The 25,136-nt window shown below is 69.3% G+C and carries 18 protein-coding genes; 10 read left to right on the top strand and 8 right to left on the bottom strand.

All coding sequences use genetic code 11. The features are described from left to right. Genes C1N74_RS15465 through C1N74_RS15455 form a run of 3 tightly spaced genes read right to left on the bottom strand, consistent with a single transcriptional unit; the run spans nucleotide 1 to nucleotide 2,286 of the window. Entirely contained in the window at nucleotides 1-972 is a 972-nt protein-coding gene (locus tag C1N74_RS15465) for a shikimate dehydrogenase (RefSeq protein ID WP_205800276.1), read from the bottom strand. Then, nucleotides 969-1,688 (bottom strand): deoxyribose-phosphate aldolase, encoded by a 720-nt coding sequence (gene deoC / locus C1N74_RS15460; protein ID WP_181405554.1) that lies wholly within the window; start codon nucleotides 1,686-1,688, stop codon nucleotides 969-971. Before deoC ends, C1N74_RS15465 begins: the two co-directional genes overlap by 4 nt. Continuing rightward, nucleotides 1,681-2,286 carry a glucose-6-phosphate isomerase family protein gene (locus C1N74_RS15455; RefSeq protein ID WP_064955825.1) on the bottom strand — a complete coding sequence of 202 codons (606 nt, stop codon included), beginning with the start codon at nucleotides 2,284-2,286 and terminating at the stop codon, nucleotides 1,681-1,683. The genes deoC and C1N74_RS15455 overlap by 8 nt, the downstream gene beginning before the upstream one ends. 133 nt (nucleotides 2,287-2,419) lie before the next feature. On the opposite strand from C1N74_RS15455, the gene C1N74_RS15450 reads away from it, so the two are divergent. Beyond that, nucleotides 2,420-4,882: a glycoside hydrolase family 2 protein gene (locus tag C1N74_RS15450; RefSeq protein WP_137750863.1), complete on the top strand. Its 2,463-nt coding sequence runs from the start codon at nucleotides 2,420-2,422 to the stop codon at nucleotides 4,880-4,882. A gap of 30 nt (nucleotides 4,883-4,912) precedes the next feature. Here C1N74_RS15450 and C1N74_RS15445 read toward each other — a convergent pair whose 3' ends face one another. Genes C1N74_RS15445 through C1N74_RS15435 form a run of 3 tightly spaced genes read right to left on the bottom strand, consistent with a single transcriptional unit; the run spans nucleotide 4,913 to nucleotide 7,796 of the window. Further along, nucleotides 4,913-5,890 carry a phosphotriesterase gene (locus C1N74_RS15445; RefSeq protein WP_258317946.1) on the bottom strand — a complete coding sequence of 326 codons (978 nt, stop codon included), beginning with the start codon at nucleotides 5,888-5,890 and terminating at the stop codon, nucleotides 4,913-4,915. After that, nucleotides 5,887-6,855 (bottom strand): NAD(P)-dependent oxidoreductase, encoded by a 969-nt coding sequence (locus C1N74_RS15440; protein ID WP_137750862.1) that lies wholly within the window; start codon nucleotides 6,853-6,855, stop codon nucleotides 5,887-5,889. The genes C1N74_RS15445 and C1N74_RS15440 overlap by 4 nt, the downstream gene beginning before the upstream one ends. Further along, entirely contained in the window at nucleotides 6,852-7,796 is a 945-nt protein-coding gene (locus tag C1N74_RS15435) for an SIS domain-containing protein (RefSeq protein WP_233494918.1), read from the bottom strand. Before C1N74_RS15435 ends, C1N74_RS15440 begins: the two co-directional genes overlap by 4 nt. Before the next feature lie 62 nt (nucleotides 7,797-7,858). On the opposite strand from C1N74_RS15435, the gene C1N74_RS15430 reads away from it, so the two are divergent. Further along, nucleotides 7,859-8,611: an SDR family NAD(P)-dependent oxidoreductase gene (locus tag C1N74_RS15430; RefSeq protein WP_137750861.1), complete on the top strand. Its 753-nt coding sequence runs from the start codon at nucleotides 7,859-7,861 to the stop codon at nucleotides 8,609-8,611. A gap of 14 nt (nucleotides 8,612-8,625) precedes the next feature. On the opposite strand, the gene C1N74_RS15425 is transcribed toward C1N74_RS15430, so the two are convergent. Together C1N74_RS15425 and C1N74_RS15420 are read right to left on the bottom strand one after the other, a co-directional pair. Continuing rightward, a complete protein-coding gene (locus tag C1N74_RS15425; protein ID WP_137750860.1) occupies nucleotides 8,626-11,160 on the bottom strand; it encodes an alpha-L-rhamnosidase in 2,535 nt (844 codons plus the stop codon). After that, nucleotides 11,157-12,473, bottom strand: coding sequence for a DUF3863 domain-containing protein (locus C1N74_RS15420; RefSeq protein WP_137750859.1), 1,317 nt, complete (start codon nucleotides 12,471-12,473; stop codon nucleotides 11,157-11,159). Before C1N74_RS15420 ends, C1N74_RS15425 begins: the two co-directional genes overlap by 4 nt. 181 nt (nucleotides 12,474-12,654) lie before the next feature. Between C1N74_RS15420 and C1N74_RS15415 the strand changes: the two genes are divergently transcribed. The 8 genes from C1N74_RS15415 to C1N74_RS15380 all read left to right on the top strand — a co-directional run bounded on the left by C1N74_RS15415 (nucleotide 12,655) and on the right by C1N74_RS15380 (nucleotide 25,108). Continuing rightward, complete coding sequence (locus tag C1N74_RS15415) at nucleotides 12,655-13,917, top strand: ABC transporter substrate-binding protein (protein ID WP_137750858.1); 1,263 nt, start codon at nucleotides 12,655-12,657, stop codon at nucleotides 13,915-13,917. Next, a complete protein-coding gene (locus C1N74_RS15410; protein WP_137750857.1) occupies nucleotides 13,914-15,176 on the top strand; it encodes an ABC transporter substrate-binding protein in 1,263 nt (420 codons plus the stop codon). The genes C1N74_RS15415 and C1N74_RS15410 overlap by 4 nt, the downstream gene beginning before the upstream one ends. Before the next feature lie 119 nt (nucleotides 15,177-15,295). Continuing rightward, nucleotides 15,296-17,395, top strand: coding sequence for a DUF6259 domain-containing protein (locus C1N74_RS15405; protein ID WP_137750856.1), 2,100 nt, complete (start codon nucleotides 15,296-15,298; stop codon nucleotides 17,393-17,395). Further along, nucleotides 17,392-18,384 carry a carbohydrate ABC transporter permease gene (locus C1N74_RS15400; protein WP_023953595.1) on the top strand — a complete coding sequence of 331 codons (993 nt, stop codon included), beginning with the start codon at nucleotides 17,392-17,394 and terminating at the stop codon, nucleotides 18,382-18,384. Before C1N74_RS15405 ends, C1N74_RS15400 begins: the two co-directional genes overlap by 4 nt. Further along, on the top strand, nucleotides 18,381-19,217 hold the full coding sequence (locus C1N74_RS15395; protein ID WP_023953596.1) for a carbohydrate ABC transporter permease: 837 nt from the start codon (nucleotides 18,381-18,383) through the stop codon (nucleotides 19,215-19,217). Before C1N74_RS15400 ends, C1N74_RS15395 begins: the two co-directional genes overlap by 4 nt. A 3-nt stretch (nucleotides 19,218-19,220) precedes the next feature. Beyond that, nucleotides 19,221-21,998 (top strand): sugar-binding domain-containing protein, encoded by a 2,778-nt coding sequence (locus C1N74_RS15390; RefSeq protein ID WP_137750855.1) that lies wholly within the window; start codon nucleotides 19,221-19,223, stop codon nucleotides 21,996-21,998. Continuing rightward, nucleotides 21,995-22,714, top strand: a complete 720-nt coding sequence (locus C1N74_RS15385; protein ID WP_137750854.1) for a peptidase E — start codon at nucleotides 21,995-21,997, stop codon at nucleotides 22,712-22,714. The genes C1N74_RS15390 and C1N74_RS15385 overlap by 4 nt, the downstream gene beginning before the upstream one ends. 2,001 nt (nucleotides 22,715-24,715) lie before the next feature. Beyond that, nucleotides 24,716-25,108 (top strand): DUF2256 and DUF3253 domain-containing protein, encoded by a 393-nt coding sequence (locus C1N74_RS15380; protein ID WP_023953600.1) that lies wholly within the window; start codon nucleotides 24,716-24,718, stop codon nucleotides 25,106-25,108. Nucleotides 25,109-25,136: the final 28 nt, after the last annotated feature.

The following is a 25,136-nucleotide window of genomic DNA, read 5'->3' as shown; positions in this document are numbered from 1 at the left end:
TCAGCGCGTCGAGCCGGCGAGCTCGCCGAGCCGGTCGAACGACGCTCCCGAGGTGGGGATGTCGACGTCGAACACCTCGGCGATCACCTGCGTCCAGCCGTGCACGAAGTAGATCCATCCGTCTTCGACCTGTAGTGCGCGGGACTGCTCCTGCGCACGTGCCTGGTCGAGGAACACGAGGTCGCCGCGGTAGTTGAGGTCCCACGCGACGCCGTGCTCGGGGAAGACACCGGCGGCGGTGATCGGCGAGCCGGGCGCGTCCTTGCCGAGACCGGTCGCGTTGACCACGAGCGAGCGCGGCGCGAGACCGGCGAGCACGCGATCGTTGTCTTCGGGCGTCGGAGTCAGGACGTACTCGAAGACGGTGTCGGTATCGAGCTCGGCATGGATCGCGCGGATGTGGTCGAGGCGCTGCGCCGACCGGTTGGTGACGATGATGCGCTGGGGGCGGTCGGCGCCCGACTCACGACGCGAGAGGTACCAGCTGATAGCGATCGTCGAGCCACCGGCACCCATGCAGAGGGCGTCGGCACCCGAGCCGTCCCAGTACCCGCGGGGCAGGAACGCGTCGAGGGCGAGGCCGCTCGAGATGGGGTCCTTCGCGTGGCAGATGAGCCGCCCGCCGCGCTTGGAGATGCAGCTCGTCTCGCCCATGAGGCGCGCGAACGGGTCGATCTCGTCGAACATGTCGGCGCAGGCGGCGTAGAGGTCGATCTTGTGGGTCGTGACGAGGGCGCCGAGGCTCAACGGGTCGTTCGCGATGAACTCGACGACCCGGCGGTAGTCCTCACGCGGTGCATGGAGGGGCAGGTCGATGCCCTGCAGCACGGCGCCGTCGAGCCCGAGCTCGTCGGCCCAGCGTGGGAACACCTGCTGGATCGACGATCGGCCGGTCGTCACGCCGATGAAGTAGAGCGTCGGGGTCTGCGCCGGCCGCAGCTCGGCCGCGTTCATGGTCTGGATGATGCTCATGCGTCGTCTCCCCGTTCGCCTGCCGCCGCCGCGACCGCCGCGACGGCCGAGTCGGCGTTCATGCCGAACCGGGTGACCCCCAGGGCCGCCATGGTCCGGATCGTCTCGATGTCGCGGATGCCGCCGGCGGCCTTCATGGCGGCGCGGCCGTCGACCTGGTCGGCGATGATCCGGATGTGATCGATCGTCGTGGGGCGGCCCGACCACCCGGTGCCCGTCTTGATCCACGGGATTCCGGCCGCGACGGCGGCATCCACGCCACGGCGGATCGCAGCCTCGTCGAGGTGCCCGACCTCGAGGATCGCGCGCAGCGGCACCCGTCCGCCGACCACGTCCGCGACCGCGGCGAGCTCGTCGGTCACGTAGTCGGTCTCGCCCGAGCGCAGGCGGCCGATCGCCACGACGACGTCGAGCTCCTGCGCGCCGAGATCGAGCAGCTCGCGCGCCTCGGCGACCTTCGTCGCGGTGGTCGCACCGCCGCTGGGGAAGCCGACGGGCGATCCGGCGAGGACGCGAGACCCGGTGAGCAGCTCGCGGATGACGGGGAGCCACCCCGGAAGGACATGCGCGCTGACGAAGCCTCCCGCGACGGCGCGCCGCGCGAGCTCCTCGACGTCGGCGCGCGCGTGCTGCGCCTGGACGCAGCTGATGTCGATATGCGCGGCGAGGTCGGCCAGGACGCTCTCGGTGCCGGGTGCGATGGTGGTGTCAGGCACGGTAGCCTCCGTGGTCCGGATTGGGGCGGGTGGTCCAGCCGCCGGTGTCGTCGGCGACCACGAGCTGGCTCATCCCGCCCGCGCGTTCGATGATGCCGTAGTCCTGTCCCGCCTCGGTCGCGTACGCGAACAGTGTCACGAGCAGCTCGTCGCCGACGTTGACGCTACGGTGCACCCATCCGCCCGGCACGTGGACGGCGACGCCGGGTGCGATCGGCAGGGCCCGAGACTCTCCGTCGACGCTGTCGAGGAGCATGACGCCCGACCCCGAGATGCCGAAGTACAGCTCCGCGAATTCGGCCTGTGCGTGCAGGTGGCCGCGCGTCATCGCCCATTCGTCGCCGACTCGGCCGGGGCGCAGCACGCTGAGCCCGATCGTGAGGGCTCCGCGGCCGGTGTCGGGTGTGCTGCTGTCGACCCAGTACACGGGAGTCCCGTCATCGGCCGCGACGGCGATCTCGAAGGCTTCGGCATCGCGGTAGAGGCCGCGCAGGTCGGCGAGGTGCTTCTCGTACCGTTCGGTGGGACCCGCGAGAGCTCCGGCGAGGGCCTCGACGGTGAGGGCGGCGGGTTCAGCCGGTCGTGCAGCGGCGCACATGCTCACATCCATTCATCACGACCCGGGTCTCGGATCGGTAGTGATACTACGTGAATAGGCGTGCGAGGTGCAACGAACGCGCGTAAGCGCGGCAGGAGGCGCGGTATTCCGGTAGTTGTGCTACTTCTAGAGGGTGACTTTCCATGCCCTGCATTCCGGCTGGCACCTCACGCACGTCGCTGGAGACGTGCCGGAGACCTTCGCCGAGACCACTCGTTCGAGCATCCCTGCGACGGTGCCCGGAGTCGTGCACACCGATCTGCTGGCCGCCGGCCTGATCCCCGACCCCTACATCGACGACAACGAGTCGGCGCTCGCCTGGATCGGTCACTCCGACTGGGCGTACGAGACGACCTTCGCCTGGTCGGACGACGGCGAGGCGATCCACGACCTCGTCGCGCACGGGCTCGACACCGTCGCTCGCGTGAGTCTGAACGGTCGAGAGCTGGGCCGAACCGTCAATCAGCACCGCACCTACCGGTGGCGGCTCGGCGCGCTGCTCCGCGAGGGCGACAACGTCCTGCGCGTCGAGTTCTCGTCGCCCATCGCCTACGCCCGTGAGCGGGAGGCGGTCCTGGGTGAGCGTCCGCACTCATACGTCCATCCCTTCAACACGATCCGCAAGTCGGCGTGCAACTTCGGGTGGGACTGGGGTCCCGCCGTGGTGACGGCCGGCATCTGGCGTGACATCGGCATCGAGGGCTGGAGCGACGTCCGCATCGCCGCCCTTCGTCCCGTCATCGGCGTCGATGACGACCCGCGGCGGGTCGACGTGCACGTCGAGCTCGAGTGGCAGGCGCTCGACGCGGATGCCGCCGGCACGGGGGCCCGAGAGATCGTGGCCGAGGTCGCGGGCGCGCGTGCCGCCGCATCGATCGCGCACGGTGACGCTCGCGCGACCCTGTCGCTGCGCGCCGCGGACGCGGAGCTCTGGTGGCCCCGCGGGTACGGCGACCAGCCGCTCTACGACCTGCGGGTCGCGGTCGGCGAGGTCGAGGCCGGTCGTCGCATCGGCTTCCGCTCGGTGAGGCTCGACGTCGAGGCGGACGAGGACGGCAGCCCCTTCGCGCTCGCCGTCAACGGTCGTCCCGTGTACATCAAGGGCGCGAACTGGATTCCCGAGGACACCTTCTTTCCGCGCGTGACGCGCGAGCGTCTCGCCGAGCGATTCGACGACGCCGTCGACGCGAACATGAACCTGCTGCGCGTCTGGGGCGGCGGGATCTACGAGTCGGAGGACTTCTACGACCTCGCCGACGAGCGCGGCATCCTGGTCTGGCAGGACTTCCTGCTCGCGTGCGCCGCCTACAGCGAGGACGCCGAGCTGTGGGACGAGTTCGCCGCAGAGGCGCGCGACAACGTCGCCCGCCTGACCGGTCGCGCGAGTCTCGTGATCTGGAACGGCGGGAACGAGAACATCTGGGGTTGGGTCGACTGGAAGTGGCGGCCCCGGCTGCGCGGTGCGACGTGGGGCGACGGCTACTACCAGCGGCTCTTCCCCGAGATCGTGGCCGAGCTCGCGCCCACGACGCCCTACTCGCCCGGAAGCCCGTACGGCTTCAGCTCGTACGTGCACCCCAACGACCCCGCGCACGGCACGACGCACATCTGGGACGTCTGGAATCAGGTCGACTACGACGTCTACCGCACGTACCGCCCGCGGTTCGTGTCCGAGTTCGGCTTCCAAGGTCCGCCCGCATGGTCGACGCTGTTCTCCGTCGTCCACGATGAGCCGGCCGACCCGTACGGCCCGCTCATGCTCGTGCACCAGAAGGCGCAGGACGGCAACGGCAAGCTCGAGCGGGGCCTCGGCGCCCATATCGCCGCGCCGCGCTCGATCGAGGACTGGCACTGGGCGACTCAGCTCAATCAGGCGCGTGCTGTGCGCTTCGGCATCGAGCACTTCCGGTCTCTGCATCCCCTCAACCAGGGTGCGATCGTCTGGCAGCTCAACGACTGCTGGCCGGTCATCTCGTGGGCCGCCGTCGATGGGCACGGTCATCGCAAGCCGCTGTGGCACGCGCTGCGCGCCGTGTACGCCGACCGCTTCGTCACCATCCAGCCACGCGAGCGGGGCCTGGCCGTCGTCCTGCACAACGACACGGATGCGGTGTGGGATGCCGCGCTGTCGCTGCGGCGTATAGGGTTCGAGGGTGCGGTCTCGGCCGACGAGCCGGTCACGGTGAGCATCGCACCCCGCCAGGCGGTGACGGTGCCGGTGCCCGACACAGTCGCCACGGCGTCGGATCCGGCCCGCGAGCTGATCGCCGCCGAGCTGTCGACCGAGGAGCGCGCGCTCTGGTACTTCGCCGAGGACCCCATGCTCGCGCTCGAGCCCGATGGGTTCGAGGCCTCCGCGGTCGCGACCGATGCAGGCTACGAGGTGCGCATGACGGCTCGATCGCTCGTGAAGGACCTCGTGCTGCAGGTCGACCGCATCGACGCGACGGCGCGAGTGGATCGCGGCCTCGTGACGCTGCTTCCCGGAGAGAGCGAGACGTTCACCATCACGGCCCCTGCCGGGATCGATCCGCACGTCTTCACGGCGCCCGGCATCGTCCGCTCGGCCGGCGATCTGAACCCCGTCCGCGTCTGACGGAAAGTCCCCGCCGCCGGCTCGCTCGCGTCAGACGCGCCAGGCTAGCCAGGCGGCGGGGTTCCGTCGCAGGACGCGATCGACGACGTCGTCGCCGGCGGCGTCGCGCAGGCGTGGCACGAAGCGGTCGCCGAGATAGCGCAGGCCCGGGATGCCGCCGTAGGCGCGGTACCGCGTCGCGCGGGCTACGTCGCCCCCGAGCAGCACGCGGTCGGCGCCGCCGCGCCGCGCGGTCTCGGTGAGGCAGTCGATCAGCACCGAGTCGGGCCAGTCGCGCGCCCGCGCAGCGCCGTCGTAACCGAGGAACGCGCCGCGCGCGGCGAGCTCGGCGTGCAGGCCCGGGTCGGGATTGCGGTCGATGTGGGCGAGCGCGACGCGATCGGCTGCGACGCCGACGGACGCGAGGGCGTCGAGGGCCTCGTGAGCGGCGGTGCCGTGCTCGAGGTGCACCATGACCGGGGCGCCGGTGTCGCGATGAGCGGCTCCGACCGCGGCGATCGCCCGGTGGGCGGCGTCATCGATGCGCCAGTAGCCGAGGCCGGCCTTGAGCACCCCGGCGCGCGGCGCGGCATCCTGGTCGGGCTCCGAGTCGAGGGAAGCCGGCGAGAGCCCCTCGGCGGCACCGCCCGTCAGGTCGCGGTGGAATGCGGCCGCGAGCTCGTCCTCGGATGCCCGGAGCAGCGGGTGGTCCGCGGCGTAGTGCTCGCGGCGGTGGACGCCGGTGGTCATGACGACGGTGAGGCCCGTCGCGCGCGAGATGCGGCGGATCGCGTCAGGTCGTCGTCCCAGGCCGAGCGGGGTCGCGTCGACGAGCGCGGCGAAGCCCGACTCTCGCAGCTCGGCTGCCTCGCGCCCCGAGGCGTCTTCGTCGTCGAGGTCGTCGCCCGGCAGCAGCGGGGAGCGCTGAAACAGGTGCTCGTGGTAGTTCACGGTGCCGAGGGCGTCGGGCTCGACGTCGCCCGTCACCGTGCGGACCTGCCCGCGCATCCCGGTCATGGCATCGCTCATGGCGCGACCGGGTGCCGCGGCTGACGGCCCTCGAGCACGGCACGCAGATCGGCGGTCGCCATGCGACCCATGCCGTCGACGCCCTCGCGGGTCTGGGCGGCGAGGTGGGGTGTGACGATGACCCGATCGGCGAGGTCGGGGGCGAGGAGGGGTGAGGCGCCCTCGCCGTGGTTCTCGGTCGCCAGGGTGTCGGCTGCGTAGGCCCAGACGCGGCCGGAGCGCAGCGCGGCGGCGACGGCATCCTCGTCGATGAGGTCGGCGCGCGCGGTGTTCACCAGCAGCACCGGACGATCGGATGCCCCGAGCCAGGCGTCGTCGACGACGGTCTGGCCCCCGGGGGCGTGCAGGGTGACGACGTCGCACGATCGGGCGAGGTCGTCGGCGGACGCTCGCTCGATCTCGTCGAAGATCGGGTCGTCGGTCGGCACCCAGGGGTCGGCACCGAGCACGCGCGGACGGAATCCGCCGAGGCGCTCGATGACGAGGCGTCCGATGCGCCCGAGGCCGAGCACTCCGACGGTGAGGGCCGACAGCTCGCGTGCCTGCCAGCCCGACCAGTCGCCCGCCCGCACGCGGCGGTCGGCGGCGGGCACGCCCCGGAGGGCGGCTAGGAGGAGGGCGACGGTGTGCTCGGCGACCGCGCTCGAGTTCGCTCCGGGGGTGTTGGTGACGACGACGCCGCGCGCCGCGGCCGCCGCGACGTCCACTTTGTCGATCCCGACGCCGTAGCGTGCGACGACCCGCAGTGCGGGTGCGAGCTCGAGGTGCGCCGCCGTGACCGGGCCGGTGCCGGCGATCCATCCGTCGACGCCGGGCAGGAGCGCCTCGAGCTCCGCGAGGTCGTGAGCGGGGCTCGATCGCACGACTTCGTAGCCGGCGGCGTCCAGCTCGGCGGCGAAGTCGGTGCCGCCGCCGCCGAACGACCGCGAGGTGACCAGCACACGGAGGCGCGCGGCCGACGTCACGACGCCTGCTCGCCGCCCGCGGCCTGCTCGTCGTCGGCGTCGCGGTGGCGCATCGACGCGAGCTCGCTTTTCATCCGCCGGATGGCTGCGGTGTGCTCGGGGCTGCGGCGCAGCGCGACGCCCGTGGCGAGGATGTCGATGACGACGAGACCGGCGAGGCGGCTGGTCGACGGCGTGTAGACGTCGGTGTCCTCGAAGGTGCGTGCGATCAGCGGCACTGTGGCGATCTCCGACAGCGGGCTCTGGCGTCCGGTGATGGAGATGACGGACGCGCCGGCCTTGCGCGCTGCCTCGGCGACGATCATCGTCTGCTCGGTGTGGCCGGTGTTCGAGATCGCGACGGTGACCGAGCGCGGGCCGCTCATCGTTGCGGCGATGAACTGCTGGTGGAAGTCTTCGGGTGCCTGGCACGGCACGCCGAAGAGGGGGAACTTCTGCTGCGCGTCCTGCGCGATGATGCCGCTCGCGCCGAAGCCGACGAACAGGATGTCGGATGCGTCGAGGATCAGCGCGATGGCGTCTTCGACCGCCGCGGCGTCGAGCGTGCGGCGAGCCCGATCGAGGCTCGAGATCGTGTGGTCGAAGATCTTCTCCGACAGGTCGGCGCTCGAGTCGTCGGGTGTGATCGACGAGTGCGTCACGGGCAGGCCGAGCGCGAGCGTCTGAGCGAGCTGGATGCGGAAGTCCTGGAACCCTTCGCACCCGACCGAGGCGCAGAAGCGCATCACCGTCGGCTCGCTCACCTCGGCGGCTTCGGCCAGCCCGGCCATCGTGAACTGCACCGCCCCGACGGGGTTGTCGAGCACGATGGCTGCGACGCGCTGTTCTGATCGCCGCAGGCTCGGAAGCTGCCGGGTGATGCGCTCCAGCAGCGTGTCGCTCGAGTCCTCCGTGCGTGCTGCCGTGGTGCCGGATGCGCCGGGTGCGGTGTCCGTGGTCACGGATCCCCCCTCCATGTAGTATCGCTACAAACCTTACCCCACCACCCCCGAAGGGCACAGAGATGTACCGCGAACGGCTCGAACTGGACGGCAGAGTGGCCGTCGTCACCGGCGGATCCCGGGGCATCGGACTCGCCTGCGTCACGGCGCTGCGCGAGTTCGGAGCGACCGTCGTCATCGCCGACCTCCTCGACGACGTCGGCCGCGCGGCCGCAGAATCATTCGACGGCGGGGTCGAGTACGTGCACCTCGACGTGACCGACGCGGCGGGGGTCGCCGACGTGTTCGCCGACGTCGCCGCTCGCCACGGCCGGCTCGACATCCTGGTGACCTCGGCGGGCATCGCCAACCATCAGCCCTCCTCCGAGATCACGCGCGAGGCATGGGATGCGGTGCTCGCGGTCAACGCGACCGGAACCTTCTGGTGCGCCCGCGAGGCCGCCCGGCACATGACCCGTGGTGCGTCGATCGTCGCCATCGGCTCGATGTCGGGCGAGCTCGCGAACGCGCCGCAGAGGCAGGCCGCCTACAACGCGTCGAAGGGCGCGGTCCACCTCGCGGTGAAGTCGCTCGCCGTCGAGTACGTCGATGCCGGCATCCGGGTCAATGCCGTCGCGCCGGGCTACATCGGCACCGACCTGACGAAGGACGGGGTGCCGGGCGAGTGGTGGGACGACTGGATCCGGCGCACTCCGATGCAGCGACTCGGCGCGCCCGAGGAGGTCGCGTCGCTCGTCGCCTTCCTCGCGTCGGATGCCGCCTCGTACCTGACCGGGTCGATCGTGCTCGCCGACGGAGGCTACTCGGCCTGGTGAGGCGGACCGCCGGCTCAGGCGTGCGCGCGGAGCGCGTGCACGCCTGAGCCGACCTCCCGCCGGACGCCGGGCAGCACGACCTCGGCGGTGACCCCGACGGGAACCTCGCAGGTGAGCTCGAGCTCGTCGGGAGCGAGACCTGCGCCTCCGCGTCGCCAGCGCACCGAGAGGTCGCCGTACGGCGTGCGCACGGCACCCTCGGCCTCGGACAGAGCGGTCGCCGTGACGCCCGGCTCGATGCGGGCACGTCGCCACCCGGGTGCGAGCGGGCGCAGACCGGCGACGTCGCCGTAGAGCCAGTCGTCGATGGTGCCGAGGAAGTAGTGTCCGCGCGAGCGCGACTCCGGCTTCCAGTGTTCCCAGAGCGACGTGGCCCCGAGCTCGACCCAGTGGCCCCAGCTCGGGAAGGTCGTCTGCGTCGCGACCGCGACAGCGGCATCCGCGTGCCCGAACCGTGTCAGCACCGGCAGGATGTGCTTCGTCGCGAGCGCGCCGGTCCACAGGTGATCGTCACGGTCGCGCACGTCGGCGGCGAGACGATCGGCGGCGGGCTGCCGGGCGTCCTCGGGCAGGACGTCGAACGCGAGGGCGAGCACGGCGTGCGCCTGCCGGTACCCGTCGTCGCCGGCGCCCCGCACCTCGGCGCGGTCGGCGTCCCAGAAGGTCGCGACGAACGCCTCGCGACTGCGCTGCGCCGCCGCGAGCCATTCGTCCGCGGGTTCGCCGAGCTCGGCGGCGATCCTGGCGGCGGTGTCGCACATCGCGATGAGGAAGGCGGTCGCGGCGACACGGGCGTCCTCGGGCGGGTTGCCGCCGCCGGCATCCGTGTCGGGGGCGACCCAGTCGCCGAGAGTCGTCTCGGCGATGCCGCCGGGCGATCGGTCGATCTCGAAGCGGAGGTAGTCGCGGGCATCGGGCCACACCGCCGCGAGCACGTCTCGGTCGCCTCGCTGCAGGTGCACCTCCCACGGCACGAGCAGCAGCGCGGAGTGCCACGTCGGCGCGGGAGACCAGTCCATGCGCCATCCGCCGTGCGGTGCGATCACCTGCGGGGCGCCCGCACCGTGGCGGGAGTGGGCGATGTCGGCCGACCATTTGGCCAGCAGCTCGTGCGTGTCGAGGTTCTGGAGCATCATCCGCGCGCCGACCATCCCGTCGCCCGTCCACCCGTTCTTCTCGTACTTCGGGGTGTCGGTCGGGATGCCGTGCAGGTTGCTCAGGATCGTGCGCACCGTGAGCTCGTGGATCGTGTTCAGCAGCGGATCGGAGCACGAGAAGCGGCCGATTCGCGGGGCCCGGGTATGCACGATCGCCGCCCGCAATCGGGGAAGGCGGGGCGCGCGGACCTCGACGTAGCGGAATCCGTGCCAGGTGAATCGGGGATGCCAGCGCAGCGGGCCGGTCTCGCGCGTGTCGTCGAGGATGATGCGGTCGGTCTGGAAGCGGCCGTCGAAGTAGCCCTTCTCGTCTTCGTGGTTCGGCGTCCCGTCGGGCTCGAGGGTCTCTCCGAAGCGGAGCTCGATCACGTCACCGGCGGCACCATCGGCCTCGATCTCGACCCAGCCCGCGACGACCCGTTCGAAGCCTACGACCCAGCGGCCCTCGCCGAGCTCGACCACGGACTCCGGCTCGAGGTGCCCCGCGACGACGATGGGCGGCTGTCGCTGCGGCTCCGGTGCGCCGGCCGGGCCGGTCGCCACCCGAACGCGCGGCCAGTCGGAGACGTCGGTGCCGGCGGAGCCCGCTCCGACGACACGACGCCGTGCGTCGAAGTCCTCGCCGGCGTACAGGTCGTCGCTCGTGGTCGCTCCGTCGACGGCGCGCCAGGTGTCGTCCGTCACGACGACCTGTTCACCGTCGGCTCCCCGGATGACGAGCAGCAGCCGGACGCAGGGATCGTCGTGCCAGGGCGCGGTCTCCCAGTTCCAGGTGTTGCGGCCGAGCATCCCGTAGAAGCCGCGGCCGAGCTCCGCCGTCAGCACATGGGTGCCCGCTGCCAGCTGCGCGGTGACATCGGCAACGGTGTACTGGGTGACGACGTCGTAATCGGTGAACCCCGGTCCGAGCACGGAGTCGTCGACGGGTCGTCCGTCGAGCTCGACGTGCGCGAGGCCTCCCGCGGCGATGACGAGGTAGGCCTCGTCGGGCGCAGCGTCGACCTCGAATGCGCCGCGCACGATCGGAGCCGCGGGGGTGGGCTGGGACGCGCCGATCCAGGAGGCGCCGCGCCAATCGGCATCCACCACTCCGGTGACGAACGTGCCCGCGCTCTCGGCGCGCCCGGCGGTCGTCTCCACCTCGATGGACCACCGATAGCGGGCGAGCGGTCGCAGCGGCGCACCCCCGTAGCCGATGTCGACCGAGTGATCGTCGGTGACGACGCCTGAGTCCCACACGACGCTTCCGGCGAGATCCCGCACCTCGATGCGCCGAGACCGCTGCCGGGTGTCGGGCTGATCGCTCGTGATCTGCCAGCCGAAGACCGGTCGCGCGCCGGTTCCGACGGGGTTCGCGGAGTGGTCGACGGTGAGCTCGCGCAAGGCGGTCATGCATCATCCTTCAGGCGCGACAGCTCGTCGCTGCCGCCGTAGTACTCGTTCAGGGCGGCGTCGACCGTCGGATGCGCGGCGAGGAACCGGAGCAGCGGCACCGGCTCGTCCTGCGGGCGCGTGCGCTTCTGGTTGATCTCGCCCAGCAGGCTCCACCGGCGGTCGCCGAGACCCGAGGGTTCGACGGCGTCGCCGTCGTAAGCGGTGTAGTCGAACACCCGGATGCCGTCCGCGTCCGTCACGACCCCCAGGCGGAAGCCGGCCGTCATGAACCAGGTCACCGTCTCGCCCAGGCGCGAGGCCTGCACGCCGCTGCCGCTCTGTTCGAGGAGGTACGCCAATCCTTCGTTGTCGGGATGCCGCGTGCGCCACTCCTCGCCGAACTCGGCGATCGTCGGCATCCTCAGGTCGGGCCAGCGCTCCCGCAGGCCGCCGAGCCAGCCGCCCCAGGCCTCGAGCGTCGACGGGTCGGTCTCGAGTCCGCGGGCGACCTCGCTGATCTCGTAGTTCACGGTCAGCCAGCCGAGGCCGTTGCGCTCGACGTTGCGGTCGTTCAAGTGCGCCTCGCTCGTCGCGTTCAGCTCGCGGAGCGCGTCCGCGCGCGGCAGGCGGTGCAGCGTCTCGATGGGGCCGAGCCCGAGACGCGAGTTGTAGTCCGACGACATCCCGGCGGTGCGGGCGGCGACGAGATCGACCGTCCAGCCGTCGAGCTGGACGGCGTCGATGCGCTGGTCGCCTGTCCCCGGCACGAGGAAGTGGGATGACGACGGGTAGTAGGGGTAGGCGATCGAGCCGTCGCCGTCCTGGAGGTCGATGTCGAACTGGCTCCAGATGTTGCCCTGCACCGTCCGCATCCCGCGGGCGCGTGCGTCGGCGATGTTGTGCGCCGAGAGGAAGCCGGCGACGAGCGACCGGGGGGCGCGACCGAACTCCTGCGCGATGAGGTCGGCGGCGTCGGTGATATCGCGCGAGACGTCCTCGCGTGAGCCGTACAGGTTGGCGAAGAATCCCCCGGGCACGAAGGCGACGTCGTCGCCGTGCGCCTCGGCCGCGCGGCGGACCGCGGCGCGCACGTCGCGGTAGCGGGGCGACGCGTCGGTGAGCGCTCCCCATGACAGCGCCCAGGTGACGCGAGCATCCGGAATGGCCGCGCGTACGGTGTCGGAGAACCGCTCGACGAGCGCCGCGGAGTGGAGCTCGGATTCGTCCTCCCACAGTGAGCGGGTGCGGGTGGCCTCGATCTGGTGGCGCCGGACCACGGTGTTGACGGTGATGCGTCTGCCGACGGCGTCCGGCTGCTGGGAGGATTCCATGAGGCATCACCCTAGCCACGATCAGGGCTCAGAAAGTAGTGGTACTAGCGAAATTGTCGTGTTGGACGTCTCGTTTCGGTAAACACGAGACGAAACGGCGGCTCGTGTGTAGTATCGCTACCAATACCCGGACGTCGCGCCTCCAGCGGGCGTCGACCATCGATGAAGACAGGGAGAAGCCATGAAGAAGTGGCTCAAGGGGACAGCATTCGTCGGAGTCGCGCTCGCGACCGTCGGCACTCTGGCCGGGTGCGCAGGTGACGCCGGCGGCGGGAAGACCGAGATCAGCTTCCTGATGTGGGGCGACGGCGGCGACACGCAGAAGGCGTACGAAGACGTCATCGCCTCCTTCGAGGACGCTAACCCCGACATCACCGTCAACGCGGAGTTCTTCAACACCAACGACTACGACAACATCCTCAAGACCCGCCTCTCGGGCGGAGCCGGTCCGGACGTCTACGGCTTCGACCTCGGCAACATCGACACGTTCGTCGCCGACGGCTTCGCGGCCGACCTCTCCGACGGCGGCGAGAGCTACCTGTCGAAGCTGACCCCCGAGGCCGCGGAGGATTCGCAGCGCGCGGGCGGCACCTACAACCTGCCGATCTCGCTCTCGGGCAACGGTCTCATCTACAACAAGGCGCTGTTCGATCAGGTCGGCATCACCGAGGAGCCGACGACCTACACCGAGCTGCTGGCCGCCTCGGAAAAGCTGAAGGCCGCCGGCATCACGCCCTTCGCGATGAGCGCCCAGGACAACTGGTGGCCGCAGTTCATCGTCTACTACCCGTTGGCCGAGCACGGTGCCAACGAGGAGCTGGGGGCTGAGATGGCCTCCGGCGAGACGACGTTCTCGGAAAGCAAGGCGTGGGCGGACTCGCTCGACATCGTCCGCGAGCTCACGCCCTACTACATGCCCAACCCGGTCGGCACGAGCCAGACCGCCGCGCAGTCGGCGTTCCTCAGCGGCCAGGCGGCGATGTTCCCCGCTACGTGGATCCTCTCCGACGCCCGCGACGCCGACCTCGATGTCGAATACATGAACTTCCCGACGACGGATGACGGGGCCGACACCATCTGGGGCACCTACCAGGTGCGCTTCGGCCTCAACCCGAACAACGGCGACGCCAAGCTCGATGCCGGGCAGAAGTTCCTCGACTACTTCATGCAGGACGACGTCTACACCGAGTTCCTCGGCAAGGTGAAGCTCTTCCCGACCACCACCGGCATCGAGATCGGCGCCGACGTCGACCCGCTGTTCCCCGACATGCAGGCATCGTGGGAGGGCAAGCAGTTCGTCGCGGCGTTCTCGCCGACCGACCCCAGCATCCAGGACGCGCTGCTCGTCGGCCTGCAGAACATCATCAGCGGCCAGCGTGACACCCAGCAGGTGCTCGCCGATCTCGACACCGCTCTCGCCCAGTACGTGGCGAACAACGGATGACGCACGGTCCCCGTGTCCGTCTCGCGAGCGCGGCCGGTCTGGTCGCGCTCGCGGCGGCGGCACTCACCGGATGCGGCAGCGCGGGCGGTGGCGGCACGCAGCTCAGCTTCTTGATGTGGGGCGACGGCGGCGACAACCAGAAGGCGTACGAGAAGGTGATCGCGGCCTTCGAGGAGGCCAACCCCGACGTCACCGTCAACGCGGAGTTCGTCAACACCAACGACTACGACAACGTTCTGAAGACGCGTCTGTCGGGTGGAGCGGGACCGGACGTCTACGGCTTCGACCCGAAGAACCTGACCGACTTCATCCAGGACGGCTTCGCCGCCGATCTGTCGTCGACCGACTTCCTCGGAAGGCTGAACGAGGCCGCGGCACTCGAGGCGACGCGCGACTCCGGCGGTGAAGGCGCCTACTCCGTGCCGATCTCTCAATCGGGCAACGGGATCATCTACAACGCCGCGCTCTTCGAGCAGGCCGGCATCGACGAGGTCCCGCAGACCTACACCGAGCTGAAGGATGCCGCACAGAAGCTGTCGGACGCGGGCATCGTGCCGTTCGCGATGTCGGCCCAGGACAGTTGGTGGCCGCAGTTCATCGCGTACTACGCGATGGCGGAACACGTGTTCCCGGACAAGCCCGACATCATCGAGGAGCTGCTGGACGGCGAGACGACGTTCGCTGAGACGCCCGGCTACGAGAGTGCTCTGGATGTCGTCGAGGAGCTGGTGCCCTACTACATGCCCGACCCGGTCGGCACGAACCAGTCGGCTGCCAAGACGGCGTTCCTCTCCGGCAACGCCGCGATGTTCCCCGCGACGTGGATCCTCTCCGACGCTCGTGCGGCGGGCGTGGAGCCGGGCTACATGAACTTCCCTACCCTCGACGCCGACGTCGCCGACATGTGGGGGAGCTACCTCGTCGCGTGGGGCATCAACCCGGGCAACGACAAGACCGATGCGGCTGAGCGCTTCATCGACTTCTTCTTCCAGGACGACGTCTACGCCGAGTTCTTGACGGGGGTGAAGGCCTTCCCCGTGACCGAGGGCATCGACGTCTCGTCGGTGGATCCGCTGTTCGCCGATATGGAGGCCGCCTGGCAGGGCAAGACGTTCCGCCCCATGGTGCTGCCCGCCCACCCGCAGCTGCAGGAGACGCTGCTGGTGGGTATGCAGAACCTCATCGCCGGTCGGACCGACTCGGCGTCGGTTGTCGCGGAGCTCGACGCGACGCTCGACGAGATACGCGCGTCGCGGTGAGCTAGCGGGTAGCGCGGCTACCCAAGACCCTCGAAATTCGCTCGAATCGAGCAATTTCGGGGGTCTTCACCCGTCATTCGTGTAGTCTGGCTACACAACGCAACTCAAGGAAGTGTTCCGTGACCCAGCTCCTCACCCTCGAGGACCCGCATCTGTCGATCGCCTTCGATGCCCGCACCGGTGGGCTCGTGCGATTCGATGATGGCAGGGTCGGTCCGTGGCTGGAAGAGGCGAGCGCCGGTTCGCTGTTCGTCGTCGAGATTCCGCGCGGCGGCGACCGCACCGTCGTCGTCCAGACCGCGCAGCAGTCGCTCTCCGGTCACGAGTTCACCGCCGACGGAAACGCCGTGACGCTGCGCTGGACCGACCCGATCACGTCCGCCGGCGAGACGCTTCACGGCGACATCACGGTCACTGCGGCGATCGACCAGGGCGGTCTCCGGCTCTCGCTCTCGCTCGCCCTCGAGGAAGGCGGCGTCGAAGCGGTACGGTTCCCGTCGATACGAGGCGTGCGTCCGGCGGCGCGCGAGCTCGAGCTTCGGGGGGTCGACTACTCGACCGGCACGCGCGTCGGCCTGCTGCCCGTGTTCGACAGCAACGCACCCTATTGGGGCACGATGTTCCCGGACTATGCCAGCGGCAACCTGCGGCCCGAGCTCGTCGGCAACCCCACCTCACCGTTCGTCGCCCTCGTGACCGATGCCGGCGGCATCACCGTCATGCCCGCGGCGCCGACGCTCGACTTCATCGGCTGGCGTGCATCGCTCGAGCCTGGGTTCGCCGACAGCCTCGCCCGCACCGCCGGGCCCGATGCCGCCGTCACGCTCGACGCCATCCACTTCCCCGCCGCGACCGGCGACCGCATCGAGCTGCCCGCGATGTCGCTCATGCCGTACGCGGGGGACTGGACCGGTTCGCTCGTGCCGTACCGTCGCAACCAGGCGCCCACCCGGCGCTCCCGCGCGGCCTGGCTCGCGGAGCCCCGGCTCTGGCTGCAGGTGCAGCTCATGTCGACCGAGGGCGAGCCCCGCTACGACTTCGACGACCTCGTCGACATCATCGAGGAGTGCGCGTCGACCGGGATCGGCGCGATCCAGATCGTCGGTTGGAACGAGGGCGGACAGGACGGCCTCGTCCCGTGGCACCGCCCGGCGGCGAAGCTCGGCGGAGCCGCCGGCCTGCAGCGGGCGCTCGATCGCGCCCGCGAGCTCGACGTCGCCACCGTGCTCTACGTCAAGTACGTGTGGGTCGAGAAGCCCGGCCCGAACTGGAATGAGCTCGAGCGCTTCGTATCGCGCGATCCCCACGGGCAGCCCTACGCGCAGCCCGGTCCGGTCTACCACTCCTCGCGCAAGCGCTACGGCATCAGCACGCCCTGGTACGTGCCCCTGTGCTTCGGCGTGCGCGAGCTGCGCGACCGCATCGCCGACGAGGTCGCCGAGATCGCATCCTGGGGCGCCGACGGCATCCTGGCCGACGAGTCGCTCTACCACGGTCGCGCTCTGCTGTGCTTCGCCGACGATCACGGCCATCCCGTCGGCGCGAGCGCCTTCACGTGGGACGCGGCGTACATCGACGACATGCGCGCTCGCCTCGGCGACGCGGCCGACACCTTCGTCATCGCTGCCGAGGGCGCTTACGACGCCCAGTTCGAGGACTACGACGTGTCGTACTTTCGCAGCGCATCGCCCCACCATCGGCCCGTCGGCAGGATGCTGCGTCCCGGCGCCCGCATCGTCACGGCGCTGACCGGTTTCGACGAGCGCGGCATGATCGCCCAGAGCCTGCTGGACGCATACGCGATGAGCCTCGAGCCCTTCAACTTCAAGGGACGCCCCCGTGACATGCCGGTCACCGTCGAGCGAGCGCGTCGCGCGGAGGAGGTGCGCGGCCGGTACGCCGACTGGCTGTGGAACGGCGAGCTCGTGGCCGACGCCGCCGTCACGGTGGCGGAGGCCGGTGCCTCCGGTTCGGCCGCGCTGGTTCGCCACACCGTCTGGCGCCGTGGTCAGGGCGACCCCTCGCGCGTCGTGGTCGTCGCCAACTTCGGTGACGCCCCCGCGCGAGTGCGCGTCGCCGGTCTCCCGGCCGGATCGCATGTCGTCCGTCTCGACGGCTCGGCTGAGACGGACCTCGACGCGACAGACGCGATCCTCACCATCGATCCCCGCGACGCCGCCGTCGTGGTTCCCCCGACCGACCCGATTGGAACGACATGAGCAGCACGCGCGTCGAAGATCCTCGCGTCCTCGCCTTGGACGACCCGGAGAACGTGACTGCGCTCCGCAAGCGCACGACGCTGAAGGAACGCCTGTGGACCGGCCGGAGCTCGGCCGGGAAGTTCTGGGTGGCGATCTCGCCGGCCCTCATCCTGTACCTCGTGTTCACCGTGTACCCGATGGGGCAGGTCGTCGTGGCGAGCTTCACCGACGCCCGCGGGTTCAATCGCGCGTGGGAGTTCCTGGGACTCGACAACTTCGTACGGATCTTCTCGGGCGACCCCGTGCTGATGGAGGCGGTGGGCAACACCGCGATCTACGGCTTCTTCAAGATCGTCGTGCAGACCGTGCTGGCGTTCCTGTTCGCCGTGCTGCTGCACCGGCAGCTGCGACTAGGCAACATCTACCGTGCGATCTTCTTCGCGCCGATGGTGATCTCTCCGGTCGCGATCGTGTTCGTGTGGAGCTTCATGTACGACCCCACCACGGGGACGTTCAACACCATCCTCCGCAGCCTCGGGCTCGGCGGCCTCGCGCAGGACTGGCTCGGCAACTACGACCTCGCCCTGTACAGCGTCATCCTGGTCGATCTGTGGAGCGGTCTGGGCTTCAACATCGTCATCTTCCTCGCCGGGCTGTCGACGATCCCGGGCGAGATCCTCGAGGCGGCGAAGGTCGACGGGGCGCGCGGCTGGAAGGCCCTGCGCTTCATCACGCTGCCGCTGATGATCCCCTCGATCGGCCTGGTGCTGGTGCTGTCGATCAACGGTGCGCTGCGCGCGTTCGACACCGTCTACCTGATGACCAGAGGCGGGCCGGGCAACTCGACACAGCTGTATATGACCCAGGTCTTCCAGGAGGGCATGGTCAACAACAACTTCGGCTACGCCTCGGCCATGGCCGTGCTGGTCATCATCGTGCTCATCGCCATCGCCGCGGTGCAGAACCGCTTGAACAACCGCATCGCCGCGGAGGAGGAGGGCCGATGAACAGCCGAACCGCGACGCGTCTGCTGCGACGCGTTCCCGTCAACGTCCTGCTGATCGTCCTCAGCATCCTGATGATCTACCCCCTCGTGATCATCGTGATCACGGCGTTCAAGCCCAACCTCGAGGTGCTGACGAACCCGACGGGACTGCCGATCTCGCCGACGTTCGACAACTTCGTCACCTCGTGGAACGAGGCGAACTTCACCAACCTGTTCGCGAACTCGATCCTGCTGACACTCGTCAGCATGACCGTCGCGACCTTCGTGGCCGCGCTCGCCTCGTACGCCATCGTGCGCCAGGCCACGAAGATCGGCTCGGGCATCTACCTGTTGCTCGCCGCCGGCATCTTCCTGCCGATGCAGCTCGCCCTCGTGCCGCAGTTCCGCGTCGTGCGCGACCTCGGGCTGATCAACAGCTACGCCGGCGTCATCCTCCTCTACATCGCCGGCGCTCTACCCTTCGGCGTCTTCCTGATGGCCGCGTTCATGCGGCAGGTGCCGCGCGAGATCGTGGAGGCCGCGGTCATCGACGGTGCCGGCTACTTCCAGTTGTTCTGGCGCATCTTCTTCCCCCTCGCGCGTCCCGCCGTCGCCACGTTCTGGGTGCTGCAGGGTGTGGGCGTGTGGAACGACTACCTCGTGCCGCAGCTGCTGCTCACCGACCCGGGCAAACGCACGCTGACAACCGGTGTCCTGTACTTCAAAGCGCAGTACCTCGCCGACTGGGGCAACATCATGGCCGCCGTGCTCATCATGAGCCTGCCTATCCTCCTGCTGTTCGTCTTCGCTCAGCGATACTTCGTCAGCGGTCTCTACGCGGGTGCGGTGAAGTAGCCGGTGACCGCGTCGCTGGACGGCATCGAACGGGAGCGGTGGCTGAGCTCGCCGCTGTTCGGAGACCGCTGGATCGAGCACCACGCGTCGGTCCCGTCTCGGGCGGCGCGTGTCTCGCGGGAGGACGCGGTCGCCGCGGCGCCCGCCGGTTCTCAGGCCGACGTCGTGTCGCTCGACGGTGAGTGGCTGCTCGCGGGGTCGCTTCCTGGGCGGGAGTTCTCGATCGAGCGCTGGCTCGGCGACCGATCGGATGCTGCGCGCCGCAGCCCCGTCGGCTGGCATCGCCCCGACACCGACCGCTCGACCTGGGTGAGGGCGACGGTCCCGGGCACCGTCCAGGGCGCGCTGGCCGCGGCGGGAGTCATCGCCGACCCGCTCGTCGACGACAACACCTACGCCGAACTCGTCGAGCACGGCGTGCCCGAGAAATGGCCGTGGTATTTCCGCCGCACGCGGATCGAGCAGCAGGAGTGGTGGTACGCCCGACGCTTCCGCGTGCCCGAGGGCTGGCGGGGCGACCGCATCCGCCTCTCGTTCGACGGTCTCGACTACGCGGCATCCGTGTTCGTGAACGGCCGGCCCGTCGCGCGACACGTCGGCATGTACGGCGGCCCGGATGTCGACGTGACGGCGGTGCTCGACCTCGAGGCCGAGAACGAGATCGTCGTGCGGATCGATCCGCCGCCGCACGACTGGCACGGCGTGATGAAGCCGTCGCCGGGCTGGGGCTGGCACTACGGTCATCTCATCTCGATGGGCATCTGGCGCGGCGTCCGTCTCGAGCGCGTACCCGAGGTCGAGCTCGCCGATCTCGCCGTCGTGGTCACCGACGCCCGGGAGGGCGCGGCACGGGTGCGCGTTCAGTGGGACGTCGTCGCGCCTCCGAGCCGCACGGAGCCGCTGACGGAGTCGCTTCCGGTGTCGGTGACGATCCGCGATCCCGACGGCTCCGCCGTCTCCGAGCTCGAGCTGTCGGCCGACGTCGGTCCCGACCTCACACGACATCACGTCGAGATCGACGTGCCGGATGCGCGGCTCTGGTGGCCGTTCGGGTACGGCGAGCAGCCGATCTACACCGCCGAGCTACGGGCCGCCGGGCAGGTGCTCGCCACCACCTTCGGCATCCGCTCGGTGCGCATGGAGCCGCTCGTCGGCAATCACGGTCCCGACGTCTACGACTGGCGGTTCGTCGTCAACGGGCGCGAGCTGTTCCTCAAGGGCGCGAACTGGTGCTGGACCGATCCGATGGCACGCCGCGGGTTCGACGTCGACCGGCACATCCTCGACCTGGTCGAGCGCGGCAATCTGCAGATGCTCCGGGCGTGGGGCGGCGGGACGATCGAGAGCGACGAGTTCTACGACGAGTGCGACCGTCGCGGCATCCTGGTCCTGCAGGAGTTCCCGCTGACCTTCGGTCTCGATGCCACGGGCGCCGATCTCGCGACGATCGACGAGCAGGTCTCGCGCATCGTGCGCCGGCTGCGAAACCACCCTTCGCTCGTCATGTGGGGCGGGGGCAACGAGAATCCCGCGACCATCACCTCGGACGATCTGCTGACGGTCATCGGGCGCCGTGTCGCGCAGTACGACCCCGGACGACCGTTCCACCGGACCGACCCCTGGGGCGGCAGCGAGCACTTCTACGGCGTCTATCACGAGGGCATGCCCGTCGAGGCGTACACCGGCCTGCTGCCTGCGGTCTTCGGCGAGTACGGCCTGTCGAGCCAGTGCGACCTGTCGAGCATGGCGCGCTTCCTCGACCCAGCCCTGCTCGAGCAGTGGCCGCCGCCCGAGCACGGGGCGATCGTGCAGCATCAGTCGCAGTTCTCGCTGTTCGATCTGTTCAAGCAGGCGCGATATGCCGCGTACGGGCCCATTCGCGACTGGCGCACGTTCGTCGAGTATTCGCAGCTGGGGCAGGGCGACGCGCTGCGGTTCGCATCGGAGCGGATGCGCGCCCACAGCGGCGACACGACGTCGGCCTACTGGTTCTACAAGATCGGCGAAGCGTTTCCGGGCGCGTCCTGGGCGGTCATCGACTACTACGGAGTGCCGAAGCTGTCGTACTACCGTGCGAAGCAGTTCGGCGCCCCGGTGTCGGCCTATGCGACGTACGAGAAGTTCGACTGGTCGGTGGCCGAGACGTTCCGAGCCCGCATCCACGTGTCGAACGACACGCCCTCGACGGTTTCCGGCGCCCGGTTGTTCGTGCGCCTGTACGACGCCGATCTTCGGGTCGTGGTCGAGAACGAGTCGAGGGTCGACGTCGCGGCCGATGGTCGGGTGGACGTCACCGAGATCGTCGCGCCGCTCGGCGGGCGGCCGGTCGAGCCACTCGTCCTCGCCGTGACGCTGCAGGATGCCGCGGGCGGGCGGATCTCGTCGCAGTGGTACCCGTTCAACCACCAGCGGAAGGACGCCGCGCTGCGCGAGCTGGAGGCGCGGCCCCTCGACGAGGCCGCGGCGACGCCGGTTGCCGAGCTGCTGCAGCCGTATGCGGACCTGACGTCGCCCCTGTCGGAGCTGCCGTCGACTGCCGTGTCGGCGCATGTCGAGAATGACGCCATCGTCGTTCGCAATGTCGGCGAACACCCGGCGCCGATCGTGCTGATCGATGGGTTCCCGCACGGGCTGGGGGCGGTGCTCGACGACAACGCGTTCGGGCTCGATGCCGGCGAGGAGCGCCGCGTCGGCTTCGCCCTGCCCGACGGCTCGGACGGCAACGGGCTCGACGGCGTTCGTGTGCGAGCCTGGAACGCACCGGAGGTGATGCTCTCATGAGCAAGAGGCGGACGATCCTGGCCACGTGCGGCGGGTGGAGCCCCGCGCAGTGGGGTGATGTCGAGTTCAGCCCGTTGCAGCGATATGCCCTGGATCTGACGGGTGTCGCCGGACGTCGCCCGCGTGTCGCGTTCGTGAACACGGCGGCCGGTGACCAGCGCGTCGACGAGGGCCGGGAGCTGGCTGCGGCGCAGCAGCGCGGTGTGGATGCCGTCCACATCCGGCTGTTCGGGCGGAACCAGCCGGACCTCCGCGAGGCCGTTCTGGCGAGCGATCTCGTCTGGGTCGCCGGTGGCAGCGTCGCGAACCTGCTGGCCGTGTGGCGGGTGCATGGGCTGCCCGAGGTGCTCGCCGAGGCGGCGGATCAGGGGACTGTTCTGGCGGGGACGTCAGCGGGCGCGATCTGCTGGCACGTCGGCGGCCCCACCACGACGTTCGGCCCGGTCGCCGTGATCGACGACGCGCTCGGTTTCGTCGACCGATCCGTCGGGGTTCACTACGACTCGCAGCCCGGCCGGCGCCCCGCGCTGCAACGCGCGATCGCCGACGGAACGTTGCCGAACGGGTTCGGCCTCGACGAGGGCGCAGCGGTGCTCTACATCGACGGCGAGCCGGTCGAGATGCTCACCGAGTCGGCCGACGGTGCGGTGTGGGCCGTCGAGCGCGATGGCGACGGTGTCGCCGAGACTCGCTGCGAGACGCGCCTTCTCGCCTGATCCGATTCAGTCGGCAGCCAGCCGGCGCCGGTGAGCACCTCGAGCGCGATCTCGGCGGCGGATCGGCCGTCCGTGGCGATGCGGCGAATCCCGTCTCCGGCTTGATCGAGCCGCCGGGCAGCGGCTTCGCTGCGGCGGATGTGCTCGTCGAGTGCGGTCCCGATCTCACGACGGGCGAGCCGTTGGGCCGCGATTTCGTCGGAGGATGTCCGCAGGACCGCGGAACAGTGCACGTCTCCGCCCAGTGCGGCGAGGAGCGCCGGGATCCGGAGCACGCTGCGCTACACGCGCGTCTCAGCACACCCTGACGCACCGACGGCAGGCTTCGTTGTGGATGCCCTCACAGCATGAGAGGAGCGCACCGCCGCAACTGACGATGAAACAAGCGATGCAGACCCCCGTTCCGCTGCACGTCGCGCAGAGCGCGCACCCGGCAGCGCCCAGAACGCACGAAACGACGTTTCCAGTTCGGCATTCACCTCGCAGCTGCTGCCCCCCGACTTGGCAAACCCCGTTACAGCCCCCGCAGGGGTCCTTGCCGTCTCGGAGCGCGGCCGCCATCTTTGCTTCAGGTACTGGTGTCGGAACTTCCCCATTGAAACTACTGGCCAACACACGGAACCTCTCGGGTCGCGCGTTCTCAGCGTCCCAGCCGCTGAACTGAACTGCGAAAGCTGAGGACAACACACCATCGATAGGCTCGCTATAGACCGCATAACAGAGGAGTCGCTCGTTGGTCTCGTCGTACTCGACCACGAGAAGGCGTTCTATCCCACCCTCGAGGTCAGTCCGCAGTACGGTCGTCTCGACCGTGGGAGCAAGCGCCGTAGCTACCCCAAAGCGGGGCGATCCAAGCAAGCCCGCGAAGTCGCCGGCCGCAACCAACCCTGACGCTTCCGCCTCGTTTACAACATTCCGTACATCGATTGACTCCCACATCTTTCGGACCGCTTCGTCTGCGCTTTCACCAGTTAAACGTGATTCTGACAGTGCGCGCCGTGAAGGGGCGGCGGCGGCTGAACTCCCACGGCCGAACAACCCACCGCCATTGAAGAGTAGGACGCCCGCAGTCAGAGCCAGGCCCGCCTGAAGAGATGTCCTCCGGGTTATCTTGCGTGGTTGCGCTTGCCTACCTGGCCGGTTCGACGAACGGCCGAGTTCCTCGGCGCCGAGTGCGGACAGGGCGGCCATCGCTCTTTGTGGTCCAACCGCTCTGGTGAGCGCGGGTGCGATTCTCCAGCCGGTCCACCCTTGAACTGGCGATCCGTCGCCGACGCGTATGAGGGTCGGCGCCCAGGGGGCGTTGTCTCCCCACACTTCCTTGCGCCATCTTTGCATTCGCTCGTCTGTGAGCGGAACAGTGACTACTGCGTCACCTAGAGCGCGAGCAAGTGCACCTGCTATGTTACGGCAATAACTACATGAGTCATCGAAACCCAGGTATGTTTCTTGCCTATTCGGCATAGTTCCTCCTAGCGCCACGATGGCGTATCAGTTGCCTATTTTCGCTCTGCCCGACGATCGCGTCCATTTGACTTGGCTCTCCAGGAGCCGATTAGCATCACTACGCCGACGAGTATTTGCCCAACCGCCAAAGCACGCGTGAATCCGTCCGTTGTCAGGGCGAGATAGAAGCCGATGGCGACGATGATTATGGAGGCAACGATTCTGACTGTCCTTGAGCGATTCAAATGACACTCCGCCGATGTGTGTTGATTTCGTGAGACTCTATGCAATCCCCTCGGTGGAAGTCAAGGGGCGAACGAGGATGATCGCTTATCGCACGTGCGGCATATGTTTTTAGGTCGCTGGCATCTGCTTGCTCTCGTCGAGTCCTGTCGGGCTTCGCGACGAATGCCGCGTGGAACGTAGGTCGTTTGTCATGCTCGCAGAACCGGTGTCGCCGAGACTCGCTGCGAGACGCGCCTTCTCGCCTGACCACCTCCCGGGCTCCTGTCAACAGCCCGCCCCCAACGGCCGCAGCGCGCGCAGACTGGACGTATGCCCCGAGCCGCCTCCGCCGCGACCCCGCCGCCGAAGACGTGCGCGTCGTGCGGGCGCGAGATGCAGTGGCGCGCGAAGTGGGCCCGGAACTGGGACGAGGTGCGCTACTGCTCGGACGCCTGCCGCCGTCGCGGCATCCGTCCTGTCGACACGCAACTGAGCGAGAAGATCCTCGAACTGCTGAGCGCTCGTGCCGCGGGGGCGACGATCTGTCCCTCCGAGGCGGCACGCGCCGTCGGCGGGGAGGAGTGGCGCGACCTGATGGAGCCCGCGCGCCGTGCCGCGCGACGTCTCGTCGCCGACGGCGAGGTCGAGATCACGCAGCGCGGTACCGTCGTCGACCCGTCGACCGCGAAAGGGCCGATCCGCATTCGTCGCGCTCGCCGGTAGCCGCGAGGAGCGACTCGCTCTAGCCTGT

This window comes from Microbacterium sp. SGAir0570, assembly GCF_005491085.2.
GTDB lineage: Bacteria > Actinomycetota > Actinomycetes > Actinomycetales > Microbacteriaceae > Microbacterium > Microbacterium arborescens.
Note: the sequence above shows the minus strand (reverse complement) of the source record. Positions and strands in the feature narration are given on the sequence as shown.

What these genes read in the sequence shown, in the direction of transcription:
- C1N74_RS15465 (WP_205800276.1), bottom strand. Translation starts at nt 972, where the DNA reads ATGAGCATCATCCAGACCATGAACGCGGCCGAGCTGCGGCCGGCGCAG.
- C1N74_RS15455 (WP_064955825.1), bottom strand. Translation starts at nt 2,286, where the DNA reads ATGTGCGCCGCTGCACGACCGGCTGAACCCGCCGCCCTCACCGTCGAG.
- C1N74_RS15445 (WP_258317946.1), bottom strand. Translation starts at nt 5,890, where the DNA reads ATGAGCGATGCCATGACCGGGATGCGCGGGCAGGTCCGCACGGTGACG.
- C1N74_RS15430 (WP_137750861.1), top strand. Translation starts at nt 7,859, where the DNA reads ATGTACCGCGAACGGCTCGAACTGGACGGCAGAGTGGCCGTCGTCACC.
- C1N74_RS15425 (WP_137750860.1), bottom strand. Translation starts at nt 11,160, where the DNA reads ATGACCGCCTTGCGCGAGCTCACCGTCGACCACTCCGCGAACCCCGTC.
- C1N74_RS15420 (WP_137750859.1), bottom strand. Translation starts at nt 12,473, where the DNA reads ATGGAATCCTCCCAGCAGCCGGACGCCGTCGGCAGACGCATCACCGTC.
- C1N74_RS15415 (WP_137750858.1), top strand. Translation starts at nt 12,655, where the DNA reads ATGAAGAAGTGGCTCAAGGGGACAGCATTCGTCGGAGTCGCGCTCGCG.
- C1N74_RS15410 (WP_137750857.1), top strand. Translation starts at nt 13,914, where the DNA reads ATGACGCACGGTCCCCGTGTCCGTCTCGCGAGCGCGGCCGGTCTGGTC.
- C1N74_RS15400 (WP_023953595.1), top strand. Translation starts at nt 17,392, where the DNA reads ATGAGCAGCACGCGCGTCGAAGATCCTCGCGTCCTCGCCTTGGACGAC.
- C1N74_RS15395 (WP_023953596.1), top strand. Translation starts at nt 18,381, where the DNA reads ATGAACAGCCGAACCGCGACGCGTCTGCTGCGACGCGTTCCCGTCAAC.
- C1N74_RS15385 (WP_137750854.1), top strand. Translation starts at nt 21,995, where the DNA reads ATGAGCAAGAGGCGGACGATCCTGGCCACGTGCGGCGGGTGGAGCCCC.
- C1N74_RS15380 (WP_023953600.1), top strand. Translation starts at nt 24,716, where the DNA reads ATGCCCCGAGCCGCCTCCGCCGCGACCCCGCCGCCGAAGACGTGCGCG.